The 18,681-nt window shown below is 59.8% G+C and carries 16 protein-coding genes; 9 read left to right on the forward strand and 7 right to left on the reverse strand.

Features of this window, described 5'->3' with window-relative positions; all coding sequences use genetic code 11:
* The 4 genes from D8U18_RS25820 to D8U18_RS25835 all read right to left on the reverse strand — a co-directional run.
* Positions 1-487: extracellular solute-binding protein (locus D8U18_RS25820; RefSeq protein ID WP_241664358.1), on the reverse strand; the 487-nt coding region annotated here is incomplete at its 3' end.
* Positions 488-531: 44 nt separating this feature from the next.
* A complete protein-coding gene (locus D8U18_RS25825; RefSeq protein ID WP_056853529.1) occupies positions 532-1,656 on the reverse strand; it encodes an ABC transporter ATP-binding protein in 1,125 nt (374 codons plus the stop codon).
* 326 nt (positions 1,657-1,982) lie between these two features.
* Positions 1,983-2,612, reverse strand: a complete 630-nt coding sequence (locus D8U18_RS25830) for a response regulator transcription factor (RefSeq protein ID WP_020798801.1) — start codon at positions 2,610-2,612, stop codon at positions 1,983-1,985.
* Positions 2,613-5,012 (reverse strand): sensor histidine kinase, encoded by a 2,400-nt coding sequence (locus D8U18_RS25835; protein WP_131108928.1) that lies wholly within the window; start codon positions 5,010-5,012, stop codon positions 2,613-2,615.
* A gap of 73 nt (positions 5,013-5,085) precedes the next feature.
* Here D8U18_RS25835 and D8U18_RS25840 point away from each other — a divergent pair, with 73 nt between their 5' ends.
* Positions 5,086-6,078 (forward strand): alpha/beta hydrolase family protein, encoded by a 993-nt coding sequence (locus D8U18_RS25840; RefSeq protein ID WP_131108930.1) that lies wholly within the window; start codon positions 5,086-5,088, stop codon positions 6,076-6,078.
* Positions 6,079-6,215: 137 nt separating this feature from the next.
* Here the strand turns inward: D8U18_RS25840 and D8U18_RS25845 are convergent, their stop codons facing one another.
* The 3 genes from D8U18_RS25845 to D8U18_RS25855 are packed head-to-tail and all read right to left on the reverse strand — an operon-like array spanning position 6,216 to position 8,672.
* Positions 6,216-6,983, reverse strand: a complete 768-nt coding sequence (locus tag D8U18_RS25845; RefSeq protein WP_131108984.1) for a TerB family tellurite resistance protein — start codon at positions 6,981-6,983, stop codon at positions 6,216-6,218.
* 1 nt (position 6,984) lies between these two features.
* On the reverse strand, positions 6,985-7,656 hold the full coding sequence (gene murU / locus D8U18_RS25850; protein ID WP_130931021.1) for an N-acetylmuramate alpha-1-phosphate uridylyltransferase MurU: 672 nt from the start codon (positions 7,654-7,656) through the stop codon (positions 6,985-6,987).
* Complete coding sequence (locus tag D8U18_RS25855; protein ID WP_056853534.1) at positions 7,653-8,672, reverse strand: phosphotransferase; 1,020 nt, start codon at positions 8,670-8,672, stop codon at positions 7,653-7,655. Before D8U18_RS25855 ends, murU begins: the two co-directional genes overlap by 4 nt.
* 130 nt (positions 8,673-8,802) lie before the next feature.
* Between D8U18_RS25855 and D8U18_RS25860 the strand changes: the two genes are divergently transcribed.
* The 8 genes from D8U18_RS25860 to D8U18_RS25895 all read left to right on the forward strand — a co-directional run bounded on the left by D8U18_RS25860 (position 8,803) and on the right by D8U18_RS25895 (position 18,667).
* The gene (locus tag D8U18_RS25860; RefSeq protein ID WP_131108932.1) at positions 8,803-11,598 is read left to right on the forward strand and encodes an LPS-assembly protein LptD; all 2,796 of its coding nucleotides are present in this window, start codon (positions 8,803-8,805) and stop codon (positions 11,596-11,598) included.
* Positions 11,573-12,895 (forward strand): peptidylprolyl isomerase SurA, encoded by a 1,323-nt coding sequence (gene surA / locus D8U18_RS25865; protein WP_177435066.1) that lies wholly within the window; start codon positions 11,573-11,575, stop codon positions 12,893-12,895. The genes D8U18_RS25860 and surA overlap by 26 nt, the downstream gene beginning before the upstream one ends.
* Positions 12,892-13,881 (forward strand): 4-hydroxythreonine-4-phosphate dehydrogenase PdxA, encoded by a 990-nt coding sequence (gene pdxA / locus D8U18_RS25870; protein WP_056853537.1) that lies wholly within the window; start codon positions 12,892-12,894, stop codon positions 13,879-13,881. The genes surA and pdxA overlap by 4 nt, the downstream gene beginning before the upstream one ends.
* Entirely contained in the window at positions 13,878-14,696 is an 819-nt protein-coding gene (rsmA, locus tag D8U18_RS25875; protein WP_056853538.1) for a 16S rRNA (adenine(1518)-N(6)/adenine(1519)-N(6))-dimethyltransferase RsmA, read from the forward strand. The genes pdxA and rsmA overlap by 4 nt, the downstream gene beginning before the upstream one ends.
* 123 nt (positions 14,697-14,819) lie before the next feature.
* Positions 14,820-15,200 (forward strand): Co2+/Mg2+ efflux protein ApaG, encoded by a 381-nt coding sequence (gene apaG, locus D8U18_RS25880; RefSeq protein ID WP_056853539.1) that lies wholly within the window; start codon positions 14,820-14,822, stop codon positions 15,198-15,200.
* Complete coding sequence (locus D8U18_RS25885; protein WP_130905968.1) at positions 15,200-16,084, forward strand: symmetrical bis(5'-nucleosyl)-tetraphosphatase; 885 nt, start codon at positions 15,200-15,202, stop codon at positions 16,082-16,084. The genes apaG and D8U18_RS25885 overlap by 1 nt, the downstream gene beginning before the upstream one ends.
* A 33-nt stretch (positions 16,085-16,117) precedes the next feature.
* The gene (glpE, locus tag D8U18_RS25890) at positions 16,118-16,447 is read left to right on the forward strand and encodes a thiosulfate sulfurtransferase GlpE (protein WP_056853541.1); all 330 of its coding nucleotides are present in this window, start codon (positions 16,118-16,120) and stop codon (positions 16,445-16,447) included.
* Positions 16,448-16,744: 297 nt separating this feature from the next.
* A complete protein-coding gene (locus tag D8U18_RS25895) occupies positions 16,745-18,667 on the forward strand; it encodes a PrkA family serine protein kinase (protein ID WP_007980217.1) in 1,923 nt (640 codons plus the stop codon).
* Positions 18,668-18,681 lie beyond the last annotated feature (14 nt).

Genomic DNA, 18,681 nt, shown 5'->3' on the forward strand with positions numbered 1-18,681 from the left:
CTTTGCGCAGGCCGCGCTTGCCCGGGAACTGCTTGGTGTCCCAGAAATCCGCCCAACTGGTCGGTGCGGTTTTCAGCTTGTCGGCGTTGTAGGCCAACACGGTCGACCACACGAAGAAGCCCACGCCGCATGGCTGGATGGCGCCCTTGACATAATCTTCGGTCTTGCCGAACAGCGCAGGGTCCAGTTGCTCGAACATGTCTTCGTCACAACCACGGGACAGCTCCGGCGATTCAACCTCTACCAGATCCCAGGACACGCTTTTGGTGTCGACCATGGCCTTGACCTTGGCCATTTCACCGTTGTACTCACCCGCCACGATTTTGCCGTTGCCCGCCGCTTCCCACGGTGCGTAGAAGGCTTTGACCTGCGCCGCCTTGTTCGCCCCGCCAAAGGACACCACGGTCAGGTCCGGGCCTGCGGCCATCGCGTGCGAGGCGCCGATCATGCCCATGACCAGAGCTGTGAATTTCAGGGATTTCAACATTGATATTGTTCTCCACGTGCAGGGTTGGTGAAGCAGAAGGGCGATCAGTTCGCCTCTAGAAGTGGGTCGAGCGCACGAACGTGTTCGACCTGCCAGCCAAGCGGTACCACATCGCCGACCGCCAGCCCCGGATCGAGCTCGGCAATCGGTTGTTTCACGAAGAAGTCGGTTTTGCCGCAGACTTCCAGGCGAACCCGGACGTGGTCGCCCAGATAGATGAATTCCGCCACCCTTCCGGAGAAGCGGTTGACGCACGACTCACTGGAACCATTGAGGCTCACGCGTTCCGGGCGGATAGACAAGGTGACGGGTTCGCCGGTCCGGCCGACATTGACCGCCAGGGCTTCGACCTTTTCACCACGCCCCAGCTCGACGATGCAGCGGTCGCCGGTCTGGCTGTGCAGGCGGCCATTGAGACGGTTGTTCTCGCCGATGAAGTTGGCGACGAAGGTATTTTTCGGCTCTTCGTAGAGGGTGCGCGGCGGCGCGATCTGCTGGATTTCGCCTTGATGGAACACCGCCACCCGGTCAGACATGGTCAAGGCTTCACCCTGGTCGTGGGTCACGTAGACCACGGTCACGCCCAGACGCTGGTGCAGGTGTTTGATTTCCATCTGCATGTGTTCACGCAGCTGCTTGTCGAGGGCACCGAGGGGTTCGTCCATCAGGACCAGTTGCGGTTCGAACACCAAGGCGCGAGCCAGTGCCACACGCTGCTGCTGACCGCCGGACAGTTGCGCCGGGTAACGCTGGGCGAACGTATCGAGCTGCACCATGCTCAGGACTTTTTTGACTTTGTCACTGACGTCGCTTTTATTCAGGCCGCGCACGGTCAGCGGGAACGCCAGGTTCTCGGCGACGGTCATGTGCGGGAACAACGCGTAGTTCTGGAACACCATGCCGATGTCGCGCTTGTGCGGCGGCACGTTGTTGATAGCGCGCCCGGCCAGCAGGATTTCGCCCGCGGTCGGTGTTTCGAAACCGGCGAGCATCATCAGGCTGGTGGTCTTGCCGGAGCCGGACGGCCCGAGCAAGGTGAGGAATTCGCCTTTGCGAATGTCCAGGTTGAGGTCTTTGACGATCAGGTTCTCGCCGTCGTAGCTCTTTTGCACTCCACGAAAGCTGACCAGAACATCATTGGCCCCTGCACTTGAATCGACCTGGCTCATACCCACACCTTTGTTGTTGATGACTGCTGTGGACTAAGCCTAGTGGACGCTGGGACCTGCGCAAATCGGGGCGCAGGAGAGATTCGCCTCAGCCGGATGGAAGGTTGGGGGTAGGGATTGCCCTACAAGGATGGCGCGTTTTGGCAAACGCGGCGACAAGCTGTCAGCTGCAGGCCGCAAGCAACGGCAAAACGGGTATCCAGGGGCTGTCGCGAATGGATACGGCCGGCGCCGTCCCCCTGTAGGAGCCAGGCTTGCCGGCGAAGGCGATTTCGAGGACGCCTTCGCCGCCAAGCCTGGCTCCTACAGGGGGATTGGGCACAGCGTCAGAGGAGCTTGTGTTCCATCGCGTACTTCACCAGCTCGGCCAGCGACGTGATGTTGAGCTTCTGCATCAGGCGCGCCTTGTGGGTGCTGATGGTCTTGCTGCTCAGGGCCAGTTGCTGGGCGATGTCGTTGACGTTGGCGCCCTGGGCCAGACGTTCGAACACCGAGAACTCACGTTCCGAAAGCAATGAATGCAACGGTCGCGAATCGGTCAGGCCGACCTCGAAGACCATGCGATCGGCCAAGTCAGGATCGATGTAACGCCCGCCTGCGGCGACCCGGCGAATAGCCGTGAGCAACAGTGCCGGATCACTGTCCTTGGTCGCATATCCCGCGGCTCCGACTTTCAACGCCCGGGCGGCCATTTGCGCTTCGTCATGCATCGACAGCACGAGGATCACCGGCGGATTGTTCAGCGCACGAATCCGGGGAATCGCTTCCAGACCATTCACACCGGGCATGGAGATATCCAGCAACACCACCTCGCAGGGCACATGCCGCAACGTTTCGAGCAATTGTTCGCCGTTGCTCGCCTCCCCTACCACCAGCAAGTCCTTGGCCAGGCCGATCAACTGCTTGATGCCTTCGCGGACGATGGTGTGGTCTTCGGCTACCAGTACACGGATCACTTATTTATCCTCATCCAATGGCACTCGCACACTCAGGGTCGTGCCCTCCCCCGGCTCACTCTCAAGCGACAACTCACCGCCCATGATCAACACCCGCTCGCGCATGCCCACCAAGCCAAAGGACGTTGGCCTGCCAGCTGCGGCGACGAATCCTACGCCATCATCACTGACCGTCAGACACAGCACTTCGCCTTCTCGGGTCAGTGTCAGTTCAACAGTATGCGCTTGGGCGTGGCGCATGACATTGGTCAACGCTTCCTGAAGGATACGAAACAGACCGATCGCCTTGGCATCGCTGAGCAACGGCAAATTGTCCGGCACCTGCACCAGACACGGAATCTGTGTGCGCGCCTCGAAGCGCCGGGCCTGCCATTCGATGGCCGAGGCGATCCCGGCATCGAGAATCGGCGGGCGTAATGCCGTGGCCACATCGCGGACCAGCTGGAACAGCTGGGCGATCAGACGTTTCATGCTGTTCAAGCGCTCGTTCAGCCCAGGGTCGAGCTGCGCGTAGGCCAATTCGCACATGGACGTTTCCAGCTTCAACACGGTCAGCATCTGCCCCAACTCGTCGTGCACTTCCCGGGCAATCCGCGCCTTTTCTTCTTCGCGCACGCTCTCAAGGTGCGCCGACAACTCCCGCAACTGCTCGCGGGAGCTGGCCAGTTCCAATTCGATGCGTTTGCTCTCACTGATGTCCCAGACGATGCCGTCCCAGACATAGGCGCCGTCCTCCAGTTGCCGGGTGATCGCCTTGATTTCCGCCCAGCGCTGTTCGCCCTGGCGCGTGAGAATCCGCCCTTGCCAGGACCAGTCACTGTCGGTATCCAGAGCATGATCCTGGGTCTGGTGATAACTGGCCTTGTCGTCCGGGTGCACCAGGCTGCGCAAGCCTTTGTCACGATGGGCCAGGGTCGCCGGCGAGTATCCCACCAGGCTCTCGCTGCCTTCGCTGATGTAGGCAAAGTCAATTTGACCTGTGACTGGCGCCCGTTCCAGGCGAAAGACAAGTCCGGGTACATTCGCCGCGATCCCCTGCAGCCGCGCCTCGCTTTCCTGCAACGCTGCCAGGGCGCGGCGACGTTCAGTAACGTCGGTGAGATAAACCACCAGGTATTCGCCATCGCGAAAGCGCAGGAAGCTCAGCGAAACATCGGCCGGCAGGATGCTGCCGTCGGCCCGCAAGCAATTGGTTTCGAAACTTTGTGGCGTTTCGTCGCTGGCCCTGGCGCTCTTCCACAGGTTTAACCAGCGATCCATGTGCAGGCCGGGTTCGAACTCGATCAATGGACGGTCGATGATCCCGCCGGATGGATAGCCAAGCATGGTTTCGGCGGCACGGTTGGCGTAGCGCACGTGACTGTCCCAATTGACCCAAAGGATGCCGACAGTGCTTTGATCGATGGAAAACTGGGTCAGCCGCAGGGCTTCTTCACTGGCGGCGCGCAAGGCGATGTCGGCCTGCGCGGCCGCCAGTCGCTGCTCAAGGCTGTGCTGCTGACGACGCTGCCAGAGCACAATGGCCATGCAGCTCAACACCAGCACCAACAACAAAAGGCAAAGGTTTTGCCAAAACCCGGGCGATTCGGTGAGTCGCGGGTACTTGGGTTGCAGCCATTGGTTGTGCAGGGTTTCCAGATCCTTGGCCGGGATCGCCCGCAGTGCGCTTTCGACAATGCCGGCCAGTTGCGGTTTGTCGCGCAGCGTAGCCACCCGTAGCAGCTGCGGCAGGCCAATATCACCCACGACTACCAACCCGGAAAATTCCGGTTCGACCGACAGCCGTCCCAACTGCGCCTCATCGACCACGGCATAGCCAGCCTGCTGACTCAACAACAATTGCAGCGCCTGCCGTTCCATCGGCACGCCCTGAAGGTTCAGGTGCGGATAGTTGCCGCGCAGGTAGTCGGCGGTAGCGCTGGGCATTCGCACGGCCACGCGGGTCTGGCTGTCGAGCTTCTCGAGTTCCACTGCACCGGTGCTTTTCTGGTCGCTGACCACCAGCTGCGGCACCCGCATGTAGGGATCGGAAAACTGCCAGAGGCGCAGACCGCCAGGCGTTTGGCTCAGTCCGGGGGCGATATCAATTTCACCGGCACGCGCGGCGGCCTCCAGCTGCTCGAGATCGGGAAAGTTACGCCAGCTCAGCTCGACCTTGAGCGACTTGGCCAGCCATTTCATCAGCTCGACATTGACCCCCGACAAGCGCTGCAAACGGCGATCGTATTGAGCATAGGGAGCCTGCAACACCAGCCCGACACGCAACTCGCCCTGTTGTGCCAGCCATTGTTGCTGGTCGGCAGACAAAGCTGCGACGTGCGCCGGTGGCGCGGCCGCCGCCCAGCCCATCAAGGGAAAGCACAACCAGCCGATAACCCACAGGCAGCGAAAACGCATCATCGAACTCTCACACACTGACAAATACTGACCAACCCATTAGGCTGCCGGAATCACTTCTGGCCTGGAATATCCGATGCCCCCTGTCTACCGCCTGGCACTGCCAGCATTGTGCCTGTCGCTGATCCTGCCATGCGCTTTTTCCGTCGAGGCCGCCGACCCGGCACCTGCCGCCATGGAGCAACCGGCGGAAGAAAAACCGCTTGAACGCCAGCCGTTGCCTGAGCGTAGCCAGGAAGAAGCGGCCGCCCTCGAGCGAAAAATCCCGTCCCAGGAGCAACAGCAATTGCAAGCGGGCGGCGACACGTTCCTGGCCCTGTGGAAACCGGCCAATACCGCCGAGCCCAAAGGCGCGGTGATTATCGTCCCGGGCGCAGGCGAAACCGTTGACTGGCCGCAAGCAATCGGTCCGTTGCGCCGCCAATTGCCAGACGCGCAATGGAGCAGCCTGAGTATCACCTTGCCGGACTTGCAAAGCGATGCCATCGCGCCACGCATTGTCGAAGTGCCACCCGTGCCGAAAACGCCGGATACCGGCAGCAAGGACGCGACCACCGCCGCCCCTATCGAGCAGGTCGCGGGAGGTGAAGCTGAAGTGGCTGACAAACCCGTCGCGGAAACCAGCGAAGAACAGTCCAAGGCCGACGCTGAACGAATCTTCGCCCGTATCGATGCGGCGATTGCGTTTGCCGAACAGCAAAGCGCTCGCAGCATCGTCATTCTGGGCCATGGCACCGGCGCTTATTGGGCCGCGCGGTATCTGAGCGAGCGGCAGCCATCGCAAATCGAACGCTTCGTCATGGTCGCCGCGCAAACGCCGGCGCAAGTGAAACCCGACCTGGACCAGCTCGCACCGAACCTGAAATTGCCCACAGCCGACATCTTTTACATGGACAAACCGCTGGATCGCAACGCCGCGCTGGCTCGCTTGCAAGCCAGCAAACGCTTGAAGACTTCGGCCTTCAGCCAGGTAGCGCTCAAGGCGTTGCCGGGCAATGACAAGGCGCAGCAGGAGCAACTGGTTCGCCGGGTGCGGGGCTGGTTGAATCCGCAGAATGCGGCGGATTGACAGATCGTGTGCCCCCTATCGCGAGCAAGCTCGCTCCCACAGGTTTCATGTCGATGGCGAAATTCATGTACGACGCAAATCCAGTAGGAGCAAGGCTTGCCCGCGATAGCGTAATCACTGACGACACACCTTGGCGACTAGCGAAAATCCCGCCGCTGCCGGATCAGCGCGTAAGCGTTATGCAGCTCCCGGGTTTTCTCGGTTGCCTCACGCACCTGCGACGCCGTCGCCCCGCTGCCGGCAATCTTGTCCGGGTGATGGCGGCTGAGCAGACGCCGGTAGGCGCGCTTGATCTGCGCCGGCTCACTGGTGGCCGATACCCCCAGCAGCCGCAAGGCATCCTGATAACTTGTAACGCGGTTAACCTCTGGACGTTTCTGAGGCTCATAGTCTTGGGCCAACGCCAGGATCTGACGAGTCGACCAGCCCAGCCACTTGCCCCATTGCGCGATCAGTTCGCGCTCCTGTTGCCCCGCGCGACCATCGGCCCAGACCATCCGCCAGCAGGCGCGCAGGACACCTTCGGCGGCATGGGGCTGATGACCCAGGCGGCGCAGGTATCCGCGCAACGGGTCGTTGCCCGACTTGCCCCGATTGAAGGCGGCAATGGCCCGACGCTGCGCTGATTCGTTCATTTCCAGCGAGCGCATTTCCTGACGCGCCTGCTGGATATGACCGTCCACCACTCGCCCGTCGCACTTGGCCAACCTGCCGAGCAACACGAACAGCAGTTCATCGTTGCGCAAAACCGGGCGACCGCCGAGCTTTTCCCGCAGATGTGCCCAACTTTGCAGATGCAGGCGCCGATCCAGCGCCTGCCCCAACAAAGCACCGAGCATGGCCCCCGGAATGCTGGCAATGGCAAAGCCCGCTCCGGCTCCGATCAGAGTCCCTGTCCACAACACGTCAGCGTCTCGCTTCAATCAGGGCTTCGGCTTCAGACAGGCGTTCGTGAGTGCCGACGTCGACCCATTGCCCGTTCAGGCGCTCGCCGGACACTTTCCCGGCGGACATTGCGGCACGCAGCAATGGCGCCAATTTGAACGCCCCGGCCGAGCAACCTTCGAACAGCTGCGGGTGCAACACCGCGATACCGCTGTAGGTCAGGGTGGCCGCGTCCGACTGACCGTCACGGACCTGCCCGTCGATCAATTGGAAATCCCCATCAGGGTGATGGGCCGGGTTGCTCGCGAGCACCAAATGAGCAAGCCCGGCAATCGGCTGATGCAACACGGCAAAGTCATAATCAGTCCAGATATCGCCATTGACCACGACAAAGGCCTCATCACCCAGCAAGGGCAATGCGCGGAAGATCCCGCCGCCGGTTTCCAGCGGCTCGCCCTCCGGCGAATACTGGATCCTGACGCCATAGCGCGAGCCGTCGCCCAGGTAATCTTCGATCTGCTGGCCCAGCCATGCATGGTTGATCACGATGTCGGTAAAACCGGCAGTCGCCAGTGCATGCAAGTGGTACTCGATCAGCGGCACACCGCCGGCGCGAACCAGCGGCTTTGGCGTGGTCAGGGTCAGCGGGCGCATGCGCTCGCCTTTACCTGCGGCGAGAATCATGGCCTTCATGCTTTCACTCCAGCGCGCAAACTGGCGAGCAACACATCCAGCTCCGCCAACTCAGGCCGGCGGGCGAGCACTGCATCTATATAGTCAAAGAAACGCGGCACGTCAGCCAGATAACGCGGTTTGCCGTCGCGGTGACAGATGCGGGCGAAGATGCCGATCACTTTCAGGTGACGCTGCACGCCCATCAGGTCACTGGCCCGCAGGAAATCTTCGAAATCCGGTTGTACCGGAATATCCAGCGCCGAAGCCTGCTGCCAATAGCTTTCCAGCCAACCGCGCACGCGCTCTTCAGGCCAGCTGAGGAACGCATCCTTGAACAGACAGGTCACGTCGTAGGTCACCGGTCCGTAGACCGCATCCTGGAAATCCAGCACGCCGGGGTTCGGCTCGCTGAGCATCAGGTTGCGTGGCATGTAATCGCGATGGACCAGGACTTTGGGCTGAGCCAGCGCGCTGTCGATCAACAAATCGCTGACTTGCTGCCAGAGCACTTGCTGCGCGGCGTCGAACTCGATGCCCAATTCGCGTTTTACGTACCACTGCGGGAACAGTTCGAGCTCGCGCCGCAACAATGCCACGTCGTAACTCGGCAGGGGTGCGACCATCGGCAACTGCTGAAAAGCCAACAGCGCCTGCAGGGCATCGTCGAACAAAGCATCGGCATTTTCGCTGTCGATCACGTCCAGATAGGTCTTGTTGCCCAGGTCATTGAGCAAAAGAAATCCGCGCTCGAGGTCTTCGGCATAAATTTTCGGCACATTTATTCCGGATTTCGCCAGTAAAAAAGCGATATCCACGAAGGGTTTGCAGTTTTCCTGGGGCGGTGGCGCGTCCATCACGACGAAACTTCTCCCGGCGCCTTCCCAACGGAAATAACGCCGAAAACTCGCGTCGCTGCTGGCCGCGGTCAACGTGGCCGGGGGTACGGTACCCCAGCCCTGATCCGCAAAAAGGATTGCCAATTGCTCATCGAGCCAAACTTTCAGGTGTTGCAAACGTACATCTTGGTCAGGCATTGCAAGGGTCTCCGACGGCGCTAGCCGTCAAGCGGGTCATGCTTTATTATCCAGCATCTTTTTCAGACCATCGAGAGGCGTGCGGCCCACACCGCGGGCAGATGGCACGCAGGAAGCCCGGACTAATAAGATGGCATTGAAATCCCCCGCGTTTCGTAAAAAATTTCCGTTGTTGGTAACCGGCAGTCTGCTGGCCTTGCAACCCCTCGCCACTTCCTTCGTGGTCGCCGCGGAACAGTATGACTGCTCAGTCTCTGCTTCGGGTGCCTGGGACTGTGCGCCAAAGACGCCGGCGGCTGCATTGCCTCCGCGTCCCGTGCATGACGGCAGCGCAGTCGCATCCGACGAGGCTGCGGCCGAGAGCGGTACCAGCGAGGACGCTGGCGCCAAGACCGTACTCGTCACCGAATCCAAAGGCCGTGGCCTGAAGTCGCGTAGCGAAGACTACAGTCACCTCGACTGGGTTCCCCGTGAACAGCTCACCGCAGCGCAATTGGCCGAAACCGGTCCGTATTGCTCTGGTTCCTATATCGAACCGATTCGTCCTGGCATGAATGACAAGACGAATAAAAGCGATGCGCCAACCTTTATCGGCGCCAAAGCCTCACGTTATAAGCAGGAAGAGCAAGTCGCTACCCTGGCCGGTGACGTGGTCATGCGCCAGGGCAGCATGCAGGTCGAAGCCGACGAAGCCAACCTTTACCAGGCCGAGAGCCGCGGTGAACTGAGCGGCAACGTGCGCGTTCGCGACAACGGCGCCCTGATCGTGGGCGACCACGCCGACGTGCAGCTCGACACCGGTGAAGCCAAAATCGACAACGCCGAATACGTGATGCACAAATCGCGTATCCGCGGTAACGCGCTGTACGCCAAACGTGCCGAAAACGCCATCATCCGCCTCAAGGATGGTACGTACACCACGTGCGAACCGAACAGCAACGCCTGGCAGCTCAAGGGCAACAACATCACCCTGAACCCGGCCACCGGCTTCGGTACTGCGACCAACGTGACACTGCGGGTCAAGGACATTCCGGTTCTGTACACGCCGTACATCTATTTCCCGATCGACGACCGTCGACAGTCCGGCTTCCTGCCGCCGACCATCGGCACCGGCACCGACACCGGCTTCCTGCTGGTCACGCCGTACTACTTCAACCTGGCACCGAACTACGATGCCACGTTGTACCCGCGTTACATGAGCGACCGTGGCCTGTTGATGGAAGGCGAATTCCGCTACCTGACCAAGTCCAGCGAAGGTCAGTTCGGCGCCGCGTACCTCAATGACGAGAACGACGATCGCAAGCTGCAGACCGATTACGAAAAAACCCGCTACATGTACAACTGGCAGCACAAGGGTGGTCTCGACTCACGCGTGTTCACGCAAGTCGACTACACCAAGATCAGCGATCCTTATTACTTCCAGGATCTGCAGACTGACCAGATTGGCGTGAAAAGCGCTGACTATGTGAACCAGCAGGGTTCGGTCACCTACCGTGGCGACAGCTACACCGCTCGCGTGAATGCTCAGGCGTATCAGCTGGCAACCGTTTCCAACATCACTCCATACGACCGCTTGCCGCAAATCACCTTCAACGGCGCGCTGCCGGAACGTCCGGGTGGATTCAATTTCACCTACGATACCGAGCTCGTGCGGTTCGACCGGGACTTGAAGAACGGCAACTTCACCGATGAAGACGGCAATGTCGAGCCGCGCCTCGACACCAACGTACAAGGTCTGGCCCGCGCCAACGGCGATCGCCTCAACCTTGCGCCCGCCGTCAGCTTCCCGATGGAGGCCAGCTATGGCTACCTGACGCCGAAGCTCAAGTATCAGTACACGCAGTATCAACTGGATCTGGACAGCATCGGCAAGAGCCAGATTGCCGCGCAGACTGCAGAACAGGACCGTCTCAACGGCACGTTCGACAGCAACCAGAACCGCGCTGTACCGATCGCCAGCATCGACAGCGGCCTGTATTTCGATCGCAACACCCAATGGTTCGGCAAGAATTACCGCCAGACCCTCGAACCGCGCCTGTTCTATCTTTATGTTCCAGAGAAGGATCAGGAAGACATTCCTGTGTTCGACACCAGCGAATACACCTTCAATTATGCGTCGCTATTCCGGGATAACCGCTTCTCCGGTTCTGACCGTGTCGGCGACGAGAACAAGCTGTCGCTTGGTGTAACCAGCCGCTGGATCGAAGACGATGGTTTTGAGCGTCAACGCATCAGCGTCGGCCAGGCCCTGTACTTCAAGGACCGCGAAGTCCAGTTGCCGGGTATCGATGCAAAAACCCGCGAAGACGCGCACTCCGATGTTTCGCCGTATGCATTGGAATACGAATATCGCTGGAACCGCGATTGGCGCACCACAGCCGACTACAACTGGGACCCGGACAGCCGCAGCCCTCGCTCGGGTAGCGCGATGTTCCACTACCAGCCTGAAGACAACCCGAACAAGGTCGTCAACGCCGGTTATCGCTACCGCAATGACCAGGTCCGCTACGACCAGAACACCGGTCAATGGCAGGTGGGCGGTGGTGATTACGGAGTTCCCGGGCAGCCTGACTACGTGAAGGACTACTACAAAATCGTCCAGCACGACTTCTCGGTGATCTGGCCGGTCGTGCCGCAATGGAACGTCATCAGCCGCTGGCAGTATGACTACAACCGCAACCGTACCCTGGAAGCCTTTGGTGGCTTCGAGTACGACAACTGCTGCTGGAAACTGCGCCTGATCAACCGTTACTGGGTCGATTATGACGAAACCAGTCAAGACGCTCCGGAAAACGAAAAAGGCGACCATGGCGTCTTCCTCCAAATTGTTCTGAAGGGACTCGGCGGCCTCACAGGCTCCAAAGTAGAGAGCTTCCTCGACAAAGGCATCCAAGGTTATCGTGAACGTGAAGACCAAGCTTTCTGATTGTCTGCGCCCGCTGATGCTGGGCGCGCTGTTCCTGGGTACCGCGGCCAACGCCGCGGTACAGTCCATCGACAAGGTGGTGGCCATCGTCGACAACGACGTAGTCATGCAGAGCCAACTGGACCAGCGCGTCCATGAAGTTCAGCAAACCATCGCCAAGCGCGGCACTGCCGTGCCACCGGCCAGCGTACTGGAGCAACAGGTGCTTGAGCGCCTGATCGTCGAGAACCTGCAATTGCAGATCGGCGAGCGCTCCGGTATCCGCATTACCGATGAAGAACTGAACCAGGCTGTCGGCACTATTGCCCAGCGCAACAATATGTCGGTCGACCAGTTCCGCGCCGCCCTGACTCGCGACGGTCTGTCCTATGACGACGCGCGTGACCAGATCCGTCGCGAAATGGTCATCAGCCGCGTACGTCAGCGCCGAGTGGCCGAACGCATCCAGGTAACCGAGCAGGAAGTGAAGAACTTCCTGGCGTCCGACCTCGGCAAAATGCAGTTGTCCGAGGAGTTCCGCCTGGCCAACATCCTGATTCCAACGCCGGAAAGCGCCAACTCCGACGCGATTCAGAATGCTGCCAAACAGGCTGACGCGGTTTACCAGCAGCTCAAGCAAGGTGCTGACTTTGGTCAGCTGGCCATCGCCAAATCCGCCAGTGAAACCGCACTGGAAGGCGGCGACATGGGCTGGCGCAAAGCTGCCCAGCTGCCACCGCCCTTCGATCGCCTGCTGAGCTCCATGACGGTTGGCGACGTGACCCAGCCAATGCGCACTCCGGGCGGCTTCATTATTTTGAAGATCCTCGACAAGCGCGGCGGCGAAACCCAGATGCGCGATGAAGTGCATGTGCGCCACATCCTGGTCAAACCAAGCCCGATCCGTGACGAAGAAAAAACCAAGGCCTTGGCTCAGTCGCTCTACAGCCGAATCGAAGCGGGTGAAGACTTTGCCGAACTGGCAAAAAGCTATTCGGAAGACCCGGGGTCCGCACTCAACGGCGGTGACCTGAACTGGATCGATCCGAACGCACTGGTCCCGGAGTTCCGCGAAGTGATGGCCAAGACCCCGCAAGGTCAACTGTCCAAGCCTTTCCAGACTCAATATGGCTGGCACGTCCTGGAAGTCCTTGGCCGTCGCGCCACCGACAGCACCACCCAGGCTCGCGAGCAACAAGCCATGACCGTACTGCGTAACCGCAAATACGACGAAGAGCTGCAAACCTGGCTGCGTCAGATCCGTGACGAAGCGTACGTAGAAATCAAACTCCCTGGCGCCGACCAGGCAGCGCAGTGAAACCCAAACGTTTCGCGCTGACACCCGGCGAACCGGCCGGCATAGGTCCTGACCTGTGCCTGCTGCTCGCCTCGCAAGCCCAGCCACACCCCTTGATTGCCATTACCAGCCGCGACCTGCTCCTCGAGCGGGCTGCGCTGCTGGGTGTGGCCGTCGACTTGCTGCCGGTTACGCCGGATAACTGGCCGGATCTGCCCGCGCCAGCCAACAGCCTGTATGTCTGGGATACACCGTTGAACGCCAAGGTCGTCGCCGGGCAACTGGACAAGGCCAACGCCGCTTTCGTTCTCCAAACCCTGACCCGCGCCGGCCAAGGCTGCCTGGATGGACATTTTGCCGGCATGATCACCGCCCCGGTGCATAAGGGTGTGATCAACGAATCCGGCATCGCTTTCTCCGGGCACACCGAATTCCTCGCTGACCTGACCCATACCGCGCAAGTGGTCATGATGCTCGCCACCCGCGGCTTGCGCGTGGCCTTGGTCACCACCCACCTGCCACTTCGCGAGATCGCCGATGCGATCACCCCGGAGCGTCTGGAACGGGTCACACGAATCCTGCATGCCGATCTGCAAGAAAAGTTCGGCATCGCCCAGCCGCGTATCCTGGTGTGCGGGCTCAACCCCCACGCCGGCGAAGGTGGACACCTGGGCCATGAAGAAATCGACATCATCGAACCCACATTAGAGCGCCTGCGCGGCGAAGGCATGGACCTGCGTGGTCCGCTGCCCGCCGACACTCTGTTTACCCCCAAATATCTGGAGCACTGCGACGCAGTGCTGGCGATGTACCACGACCAGGGCCTGCCTGTGCTGAAATACAAAGGCTTCGGCGCAGCCGTCAATGTGACGCTCGGTCTGCCGATCATCCGCACCTCGGTCGACCACGGCACCGCCCTGGACCTGGCCGGCAGCGGCAAGATCGACACCGGCAGCCTGCAAGTCGCCCTGGAAACCGCCTACCAGATGGCCGAGACCCGTTTATGAACGAGCAATACCAACACAAGGCGCGCAAGCGTTTTGGCCAGAACTTTCTGCATGATGCCGGCGTCATCGACCGCATCCTGCGCTCCATCCATGCAAAAGCCGAGGACCGTCTGCTGGAAATCGGCCCGGGCCAGGGCGCACTCACCCAGGGCCTGCTCGGCAGCGGCGCTCAACTCGATGTGGTTGAACTGGACAAGGACCTGATCCCGATCCTCAACCAGCAATTTGCCGGCAAGAGCAATTTCAACCTGCACCAGGGCGATGCACTGAAGTTCGACTTCAACAGCCTGAATGCGGCGCCAGGCAGTCTGCGAGTGGTCGGCAATCTGCCGTACAACATCTCCACGCCGCTGATCTTCCACCTGCTGCATAACGCTCACCTGATTCGTGACATGCACTTCATGCTGCAAAAGGAAGTGGTCGAGCGACTCGCGGCAGGTCCTGGCGGTGGTGATTGGGGTCGCTTGTCGATCATGGTTCAGTATCACTGTCGGGTAGAGCATCTGTTCAACGTCGGCCCGGGGGCGTTCAACCCGCCACCGAAAGTCGATTCAGCCATCGTGCGTCTGGTGCCCCACGCCGTGTTGCCGCACCCTGCCAAAGATCACAAGCTGCTGGAACGCGTTGTACGCGAAGCCTTCAACCAGCGCCGCAAGACCCTGCGCAATACCCTCAAGCTGCTGCTGAGCAATGCCGAAATCGAAGCCGCCGGCGTTGATGGCAGCCTGCGCCCTGAGCAACTCGACCTGGCCGCCTTCGTGCGCCTGGCTGACAAACTCAGCGAACAATCCCAGCACAAGCCAGCGGACGTCTGACAGAACTGAAGCGTTATCGGGTAGGACACCAGCGCCCATGTCTGGTTTACTACCCGGTACTTGGCCTAGACTGAACCTCATCAGCTATGCCCCGCGTCCCGCTTCGTTTTTAAGGCCTCTTGCATGTCCGATCCTCGTTATCAGGTCGACGTCAGCGTCGTCACCCGCTATCTGGCAGAACAATCGCAACCCGAACACGACCGCTTTGCCTTCGCCTACACCATCACCGTAAAAAACAATGGCCTGATACCGGCGAAATTGTTGTCACGGCACTGGGTGATCACCGATGGTGACGGGCACGTGGAAGAGGTTCGTGGCGCCGGCGTGGTCGGCCAACAGCCATTGATCGACGTCGGCAAAAGCCATACTTACAGCAGTGGCACGGTCATGACCACCAGGGTCGGGACCATGCAGGGCACGTATCAGATGATTGCCGACGATGGTAAACACTTCGATGCGGTCATCGCACCGTTCCGCCTTGCGGTGCCGGGGTCGTTGCACTGATGGCAACGTATGCCGTCGGCGATCTGCAAGGCTGCCTTGGAGCCCTGCAGTGCCTGCTCAAACAAGTTTCATTCGATCCGGCCAGGGATCGTCTCTGGCTGGTCGGTGATCTGGTCAATCGTGGTCCGCAATCGCTCGAAACCTTGCGCTTCCTCTATAGCATCCGTGAATCGCTGGTGTGCGTGCTCGGCAACCATGACCTGCATCTGCTGGCCGCCGGGCAGAACATCGAACGCCTGAAAAAAGGCGACACCCTGCTCGAAATCATCGAGGCCCCGGACTGCGCCGAATTGCTGGACTGGTTGCGCCAGCAAAAGCTCATGCATTACGACGAACAACGAAACCTGGCACTGGTGCATGCCGGCATCCCACCGCAGTGGTCGCTGCGTAAAGCCCTGAAGTGCGCCGCCGAAGTCGAAACCGCGCTGCGTGACGACAACCTGTTCCCGCCATACCTTGACGGCATGTACGGCAACGATCCGGCGAAATGGGACAACGACCTCAAAGGCGTGACGCGCCTGCGAGTGATCACCAACTATTTCACGCGGATGCGCTTCTGTACGGCCGAAGGCAAACTCGATCTCAAGAGCAAGGAAGGCCTGGGTACCGCACCGGCAGGCTACAAGCCCTGGTTCCAGCACAAGGAACGCAAGACCAGGGAGCTGAAAATCATCTTCGGTCACTGGGCCGCCCTGGAAGGCAATGTCGACGCCCCGGGTATTTACGCCCTCGACACAGGCTGCGTCTGGGGCGGCGCCCTGACACTGATGAATGTCGACAGCCTTGAACGCCTCTCCTGCAAATGCGGAGAGCATGGCCACCCCGCCACGCCACCAGTCGCCCCATCCATTTGCGAACCATCGTCAGTCAGCGTCCCGCGTTAGACTGCGCTTACAGCCGAGCCACAGGAACCCGCCATGAGCGAATTCAAACGTATTCCCCCGCAACAGGCCCAGACCCTGCGCGAACAGGGCGCCGTCGTAGTCGACATCCGCGACCCGGCCACCTATGCCGCCTTGCACATCAGTGGCTCCAAACACCTGGATAACCATTCGATCTCGGACTTCATCCGCGCTGCCGACCTCGACGCGCCGACCGTGGTGGTCTGCTATCACGGCAATTCCAGCCAAAGCGCAGCCGCCTACCTGATCAGTCAGGGCTTCTCTGACGTTTACAGCATGGATGGCGGTTTTGAGCTGTGGCGTACGACTTATCCTTCGGAAACGGCGCAAGGCTCCTCCGAATAATTTTTTTGTAACACGCAAGCCCGCGGCTGCCGTGGGCTAGCGCGGTGGCAGACGAACGGTCTGCCACAACTAATTACGTATCTCGCCTTTACCTCCCGAATTCCCAACTATCCTTAAGCGCAGGCCATCCAAAACAGGGGAGAGCCGGTACACCGGCGCGCGGATCATCGGGAGTAGCTTTCGCAGTCGTCAGCTGTGAAAGAGTTCTGGGGGGTAAACAGCGACCGCCTGTTCGGTTGCTGCCAGCATCGACTGAGTGATCCGGCGTCGGCTCCACGTATCGAGCGAGGTGACGTCATGAGTATCTTTAGCCACTTCCAACAACGCTTCGAGTCCACACGCCAGGAAGAACTCTCGCTGCAAGAGTATCTCGAACTGTGCAAGAAGGACCGTAGCGCCTACGTTTCCGCTGCCGAGCGTCTGCTCCTGGCCATCGGTGAACCGGAGCTGCTCGACACCTCGACCAACTCGAGACTGTCGCGAATCTTCTCCAACAAGGTGATCCGCCGCTATCCGGCCTTTGAAGACTTCCACGGGATGGAAGAATGCATCGACCAGATCGTGTCGTATTTCCGCCATGCCGCCCAAGGCCTGGAAGAGAAGAAACAAATCCTCTACCTGCTCGGTCCCGTTGGTGGCGGTAAATCGTCCCTGGCCGAGAAGCTCAAGCAACTGATGGAAAAAGTGCCCTTCTACGCCATCAAGGGCTCACCGGTTTTCGAATCGCCGCTGGGGCTGTTCAACTCCACTGAAGATGGGGCAATCCTCGAAGAAGACTTCGGGATTCCACGGCGCTACCTCAACACCATCATGTCGCCATGGGCGACAAAACGCCTGGCAGAGTTTGGCGGCGACATAAGCCAGTTCCGCGTGGTGAAACTCTATCCATCGATCCTTAACCAGATCGCCGTCGCCAAAACCGAACCGGGCGACGAAAACAACCAGGACATCTCCGCACTGGTGGGCAAGGTTGATATTCGCAAACTGGAAGAATTCCCGCAGAACGATGCCGACGCCTACAGCTACTCGGGTGCGCTGTGCCGGGCCAACCAGGGCCTGATGGAATTCGTCGAAATGTTCAAGGCGCCGATCAAGGTGCTGCACCCATTGCTGACCGCCACTCAGGAAGGCAACTACAACAGTACCGAAGGTCTTGGCGCGATTCCGTTTACCGGGATCCTGCTCGCTCACTCCAACGAATCGGAATGGCACACCTTCCGCAACAACAAGAACAACGAAGCCTTCATCGACCGGATCTACATCGTCAAAGTGCCGTACTGCCTGCGGGTCAGCGACGAAGTGAAGATCTACGACAAATTGCTGTTCAACAGCTCGCTGGCCAAAGCCCATTGCGCCCCCGACACCTTGAAGATGCTGGCCCAGTTCACCGTACTTTCGCGCCTGAAGGAGCCGGAAAACTCCAACATCTATTCCAAAATGCGCGTGTATGACGGGGAAAACCTCAAGGATACCGATCCGAAGGCCAAATCGATCCAGGAATACCGCGACAACGCGGGTGTCGATGAAGGCATGAACGGCCTGTCGACCCGTTTCGCGTTCAAGATCCTGTCGAAGGTATTCAACTTCGACCCGCACGAAATCGCCGCCAACCCGGTGCATCTGCTTTACGTGCTGGAACAGCAGATCGAGCAGGAACAGTTCCAGGCCGAGACCCGCGAACGCTATCTGCGCTTCCTCAAGGAATATCTGGCGCCACGTTATATCGAATTCATCGGCAAGGAGATCCAGACCGCTTACCTGGAATCCTACAGCGAGTACGGCCAGAACATCTTCGACCGCTACGTGCTGTACGCCGACTTCTGGATTCAGGACCAGGAATACCGCGATCCGGAAACCGGCGAAATCCTCAACCGCGTGGCTTTGAACGAGGAGCTGGAAAAAATCGAAAAACCGGCCGGTATCAGCAATCCGAAGGACTTCCGCAACGAAATCGTCAACTTCGTACTGCGTGCCCGGGCCAACAACAACGGTAAAAACCCGACCTGGCTCAGCTACGAAAAACTGCGGGTGGTCATCGAGAAGAAAATGTTCTCCAACACCGAGGACTTGCTGCCGGTCATCAGCTTCAACGCCAAGGCCAGCAAAGAGGATCAGCAGAAACACAACGACTTCGTCACACGAATGGTCGAGCGGGGTTACACCGACAAACAGGTACGACTGCTGTCCGAGTGGTATCTGCGGGTGAGAAAATCGCAGTAAGGCAGCTGCAAGCG

Source organism: Pseudomonas sp. Sample_10 (genome assembly GCF_004321495.1).
In the GTDB taxonomy this organism is placed as follows: Bacteria; Pseudomonadota; Gammaproteobacteria; order Pseudomonadales; family Pseudomonadaceae; genus Aquipseudomonas.

Coding starts and splice junctions, on each gene's coding strand:
- rsmA (WP_056853538.1), top strand. CDS start 13,878: ATGAACGAGCAATACCAACACAAGGCGCGCAAGCGTTTTGGCCAGAAC.
- glpE (WP_056853541.1), top strand. CDS start 16,118: ATGAGCGAATTCAAACGTATTCCCCCGCAACAGGCCCAGACCCTGCGC.
- apaG (WP_056853539.1), top strand. CDS start 14,820: ATGTCCGATCCTCGTTATCAGGTCGACGTCAGCGTCGTCACCCGCTAT.
- D8U18_RS25840 (WP_131108930.1), top strand. CDS start 5,086: ATGCCCCCTGTCTACCGCCTGGCACTGCCAGCATTGTGCCTGTCGCTG.
- D8U18_RS25860 (WP_131108932.1), top strand. CDS start 8,803: ATGGCATTGAAATCCCCCGCGTTTCGTAAAAAATTTCCGTTGTTGGTA.
- D8U18_RS25895 (WP_007980217.1), top strand. CDS start 16,745: ATGAGTATCTTTAGCCACTTCCAACAACGCTTCGAGTCCACACGCCAG.
- D8U18_RS25855 (WP_056853534.1), bottom strand. CDS start 8,672: ATGCCTGACCAAGATGTACGTTTGCAACACCTGAAAGTTTGGCTCGAT.
- murU (WP_130931021.1), bottom strand. CDS start 7,656: ATGAAGGCCATGATTCTCGCCGCAGGTAAAGGCGAGCGCATGCGCCCG.
- D8U18_RS25835 (WP_131108928.1), bottom strand. CDS start 5,012: ATGATGCGTTTTCGCTGCCTGTGGGTTATCGGCTGGTTGTGCTTTCCC.
- D8U18_RS25885 (WP_130905968.1), top strand. CDS start 15,200: ATGGCAACGTATGCCGTCGGCGATCTGCAAGGCTGCCTTGGAGCCCTG.
- D8U18_RS25825 (WP_056853529.1), bottom strand. CDS start 1,656: ATGAGCCAGGTCGATTCAAGTGCAGGGGCCAATGATGTTCTGGTCAGC.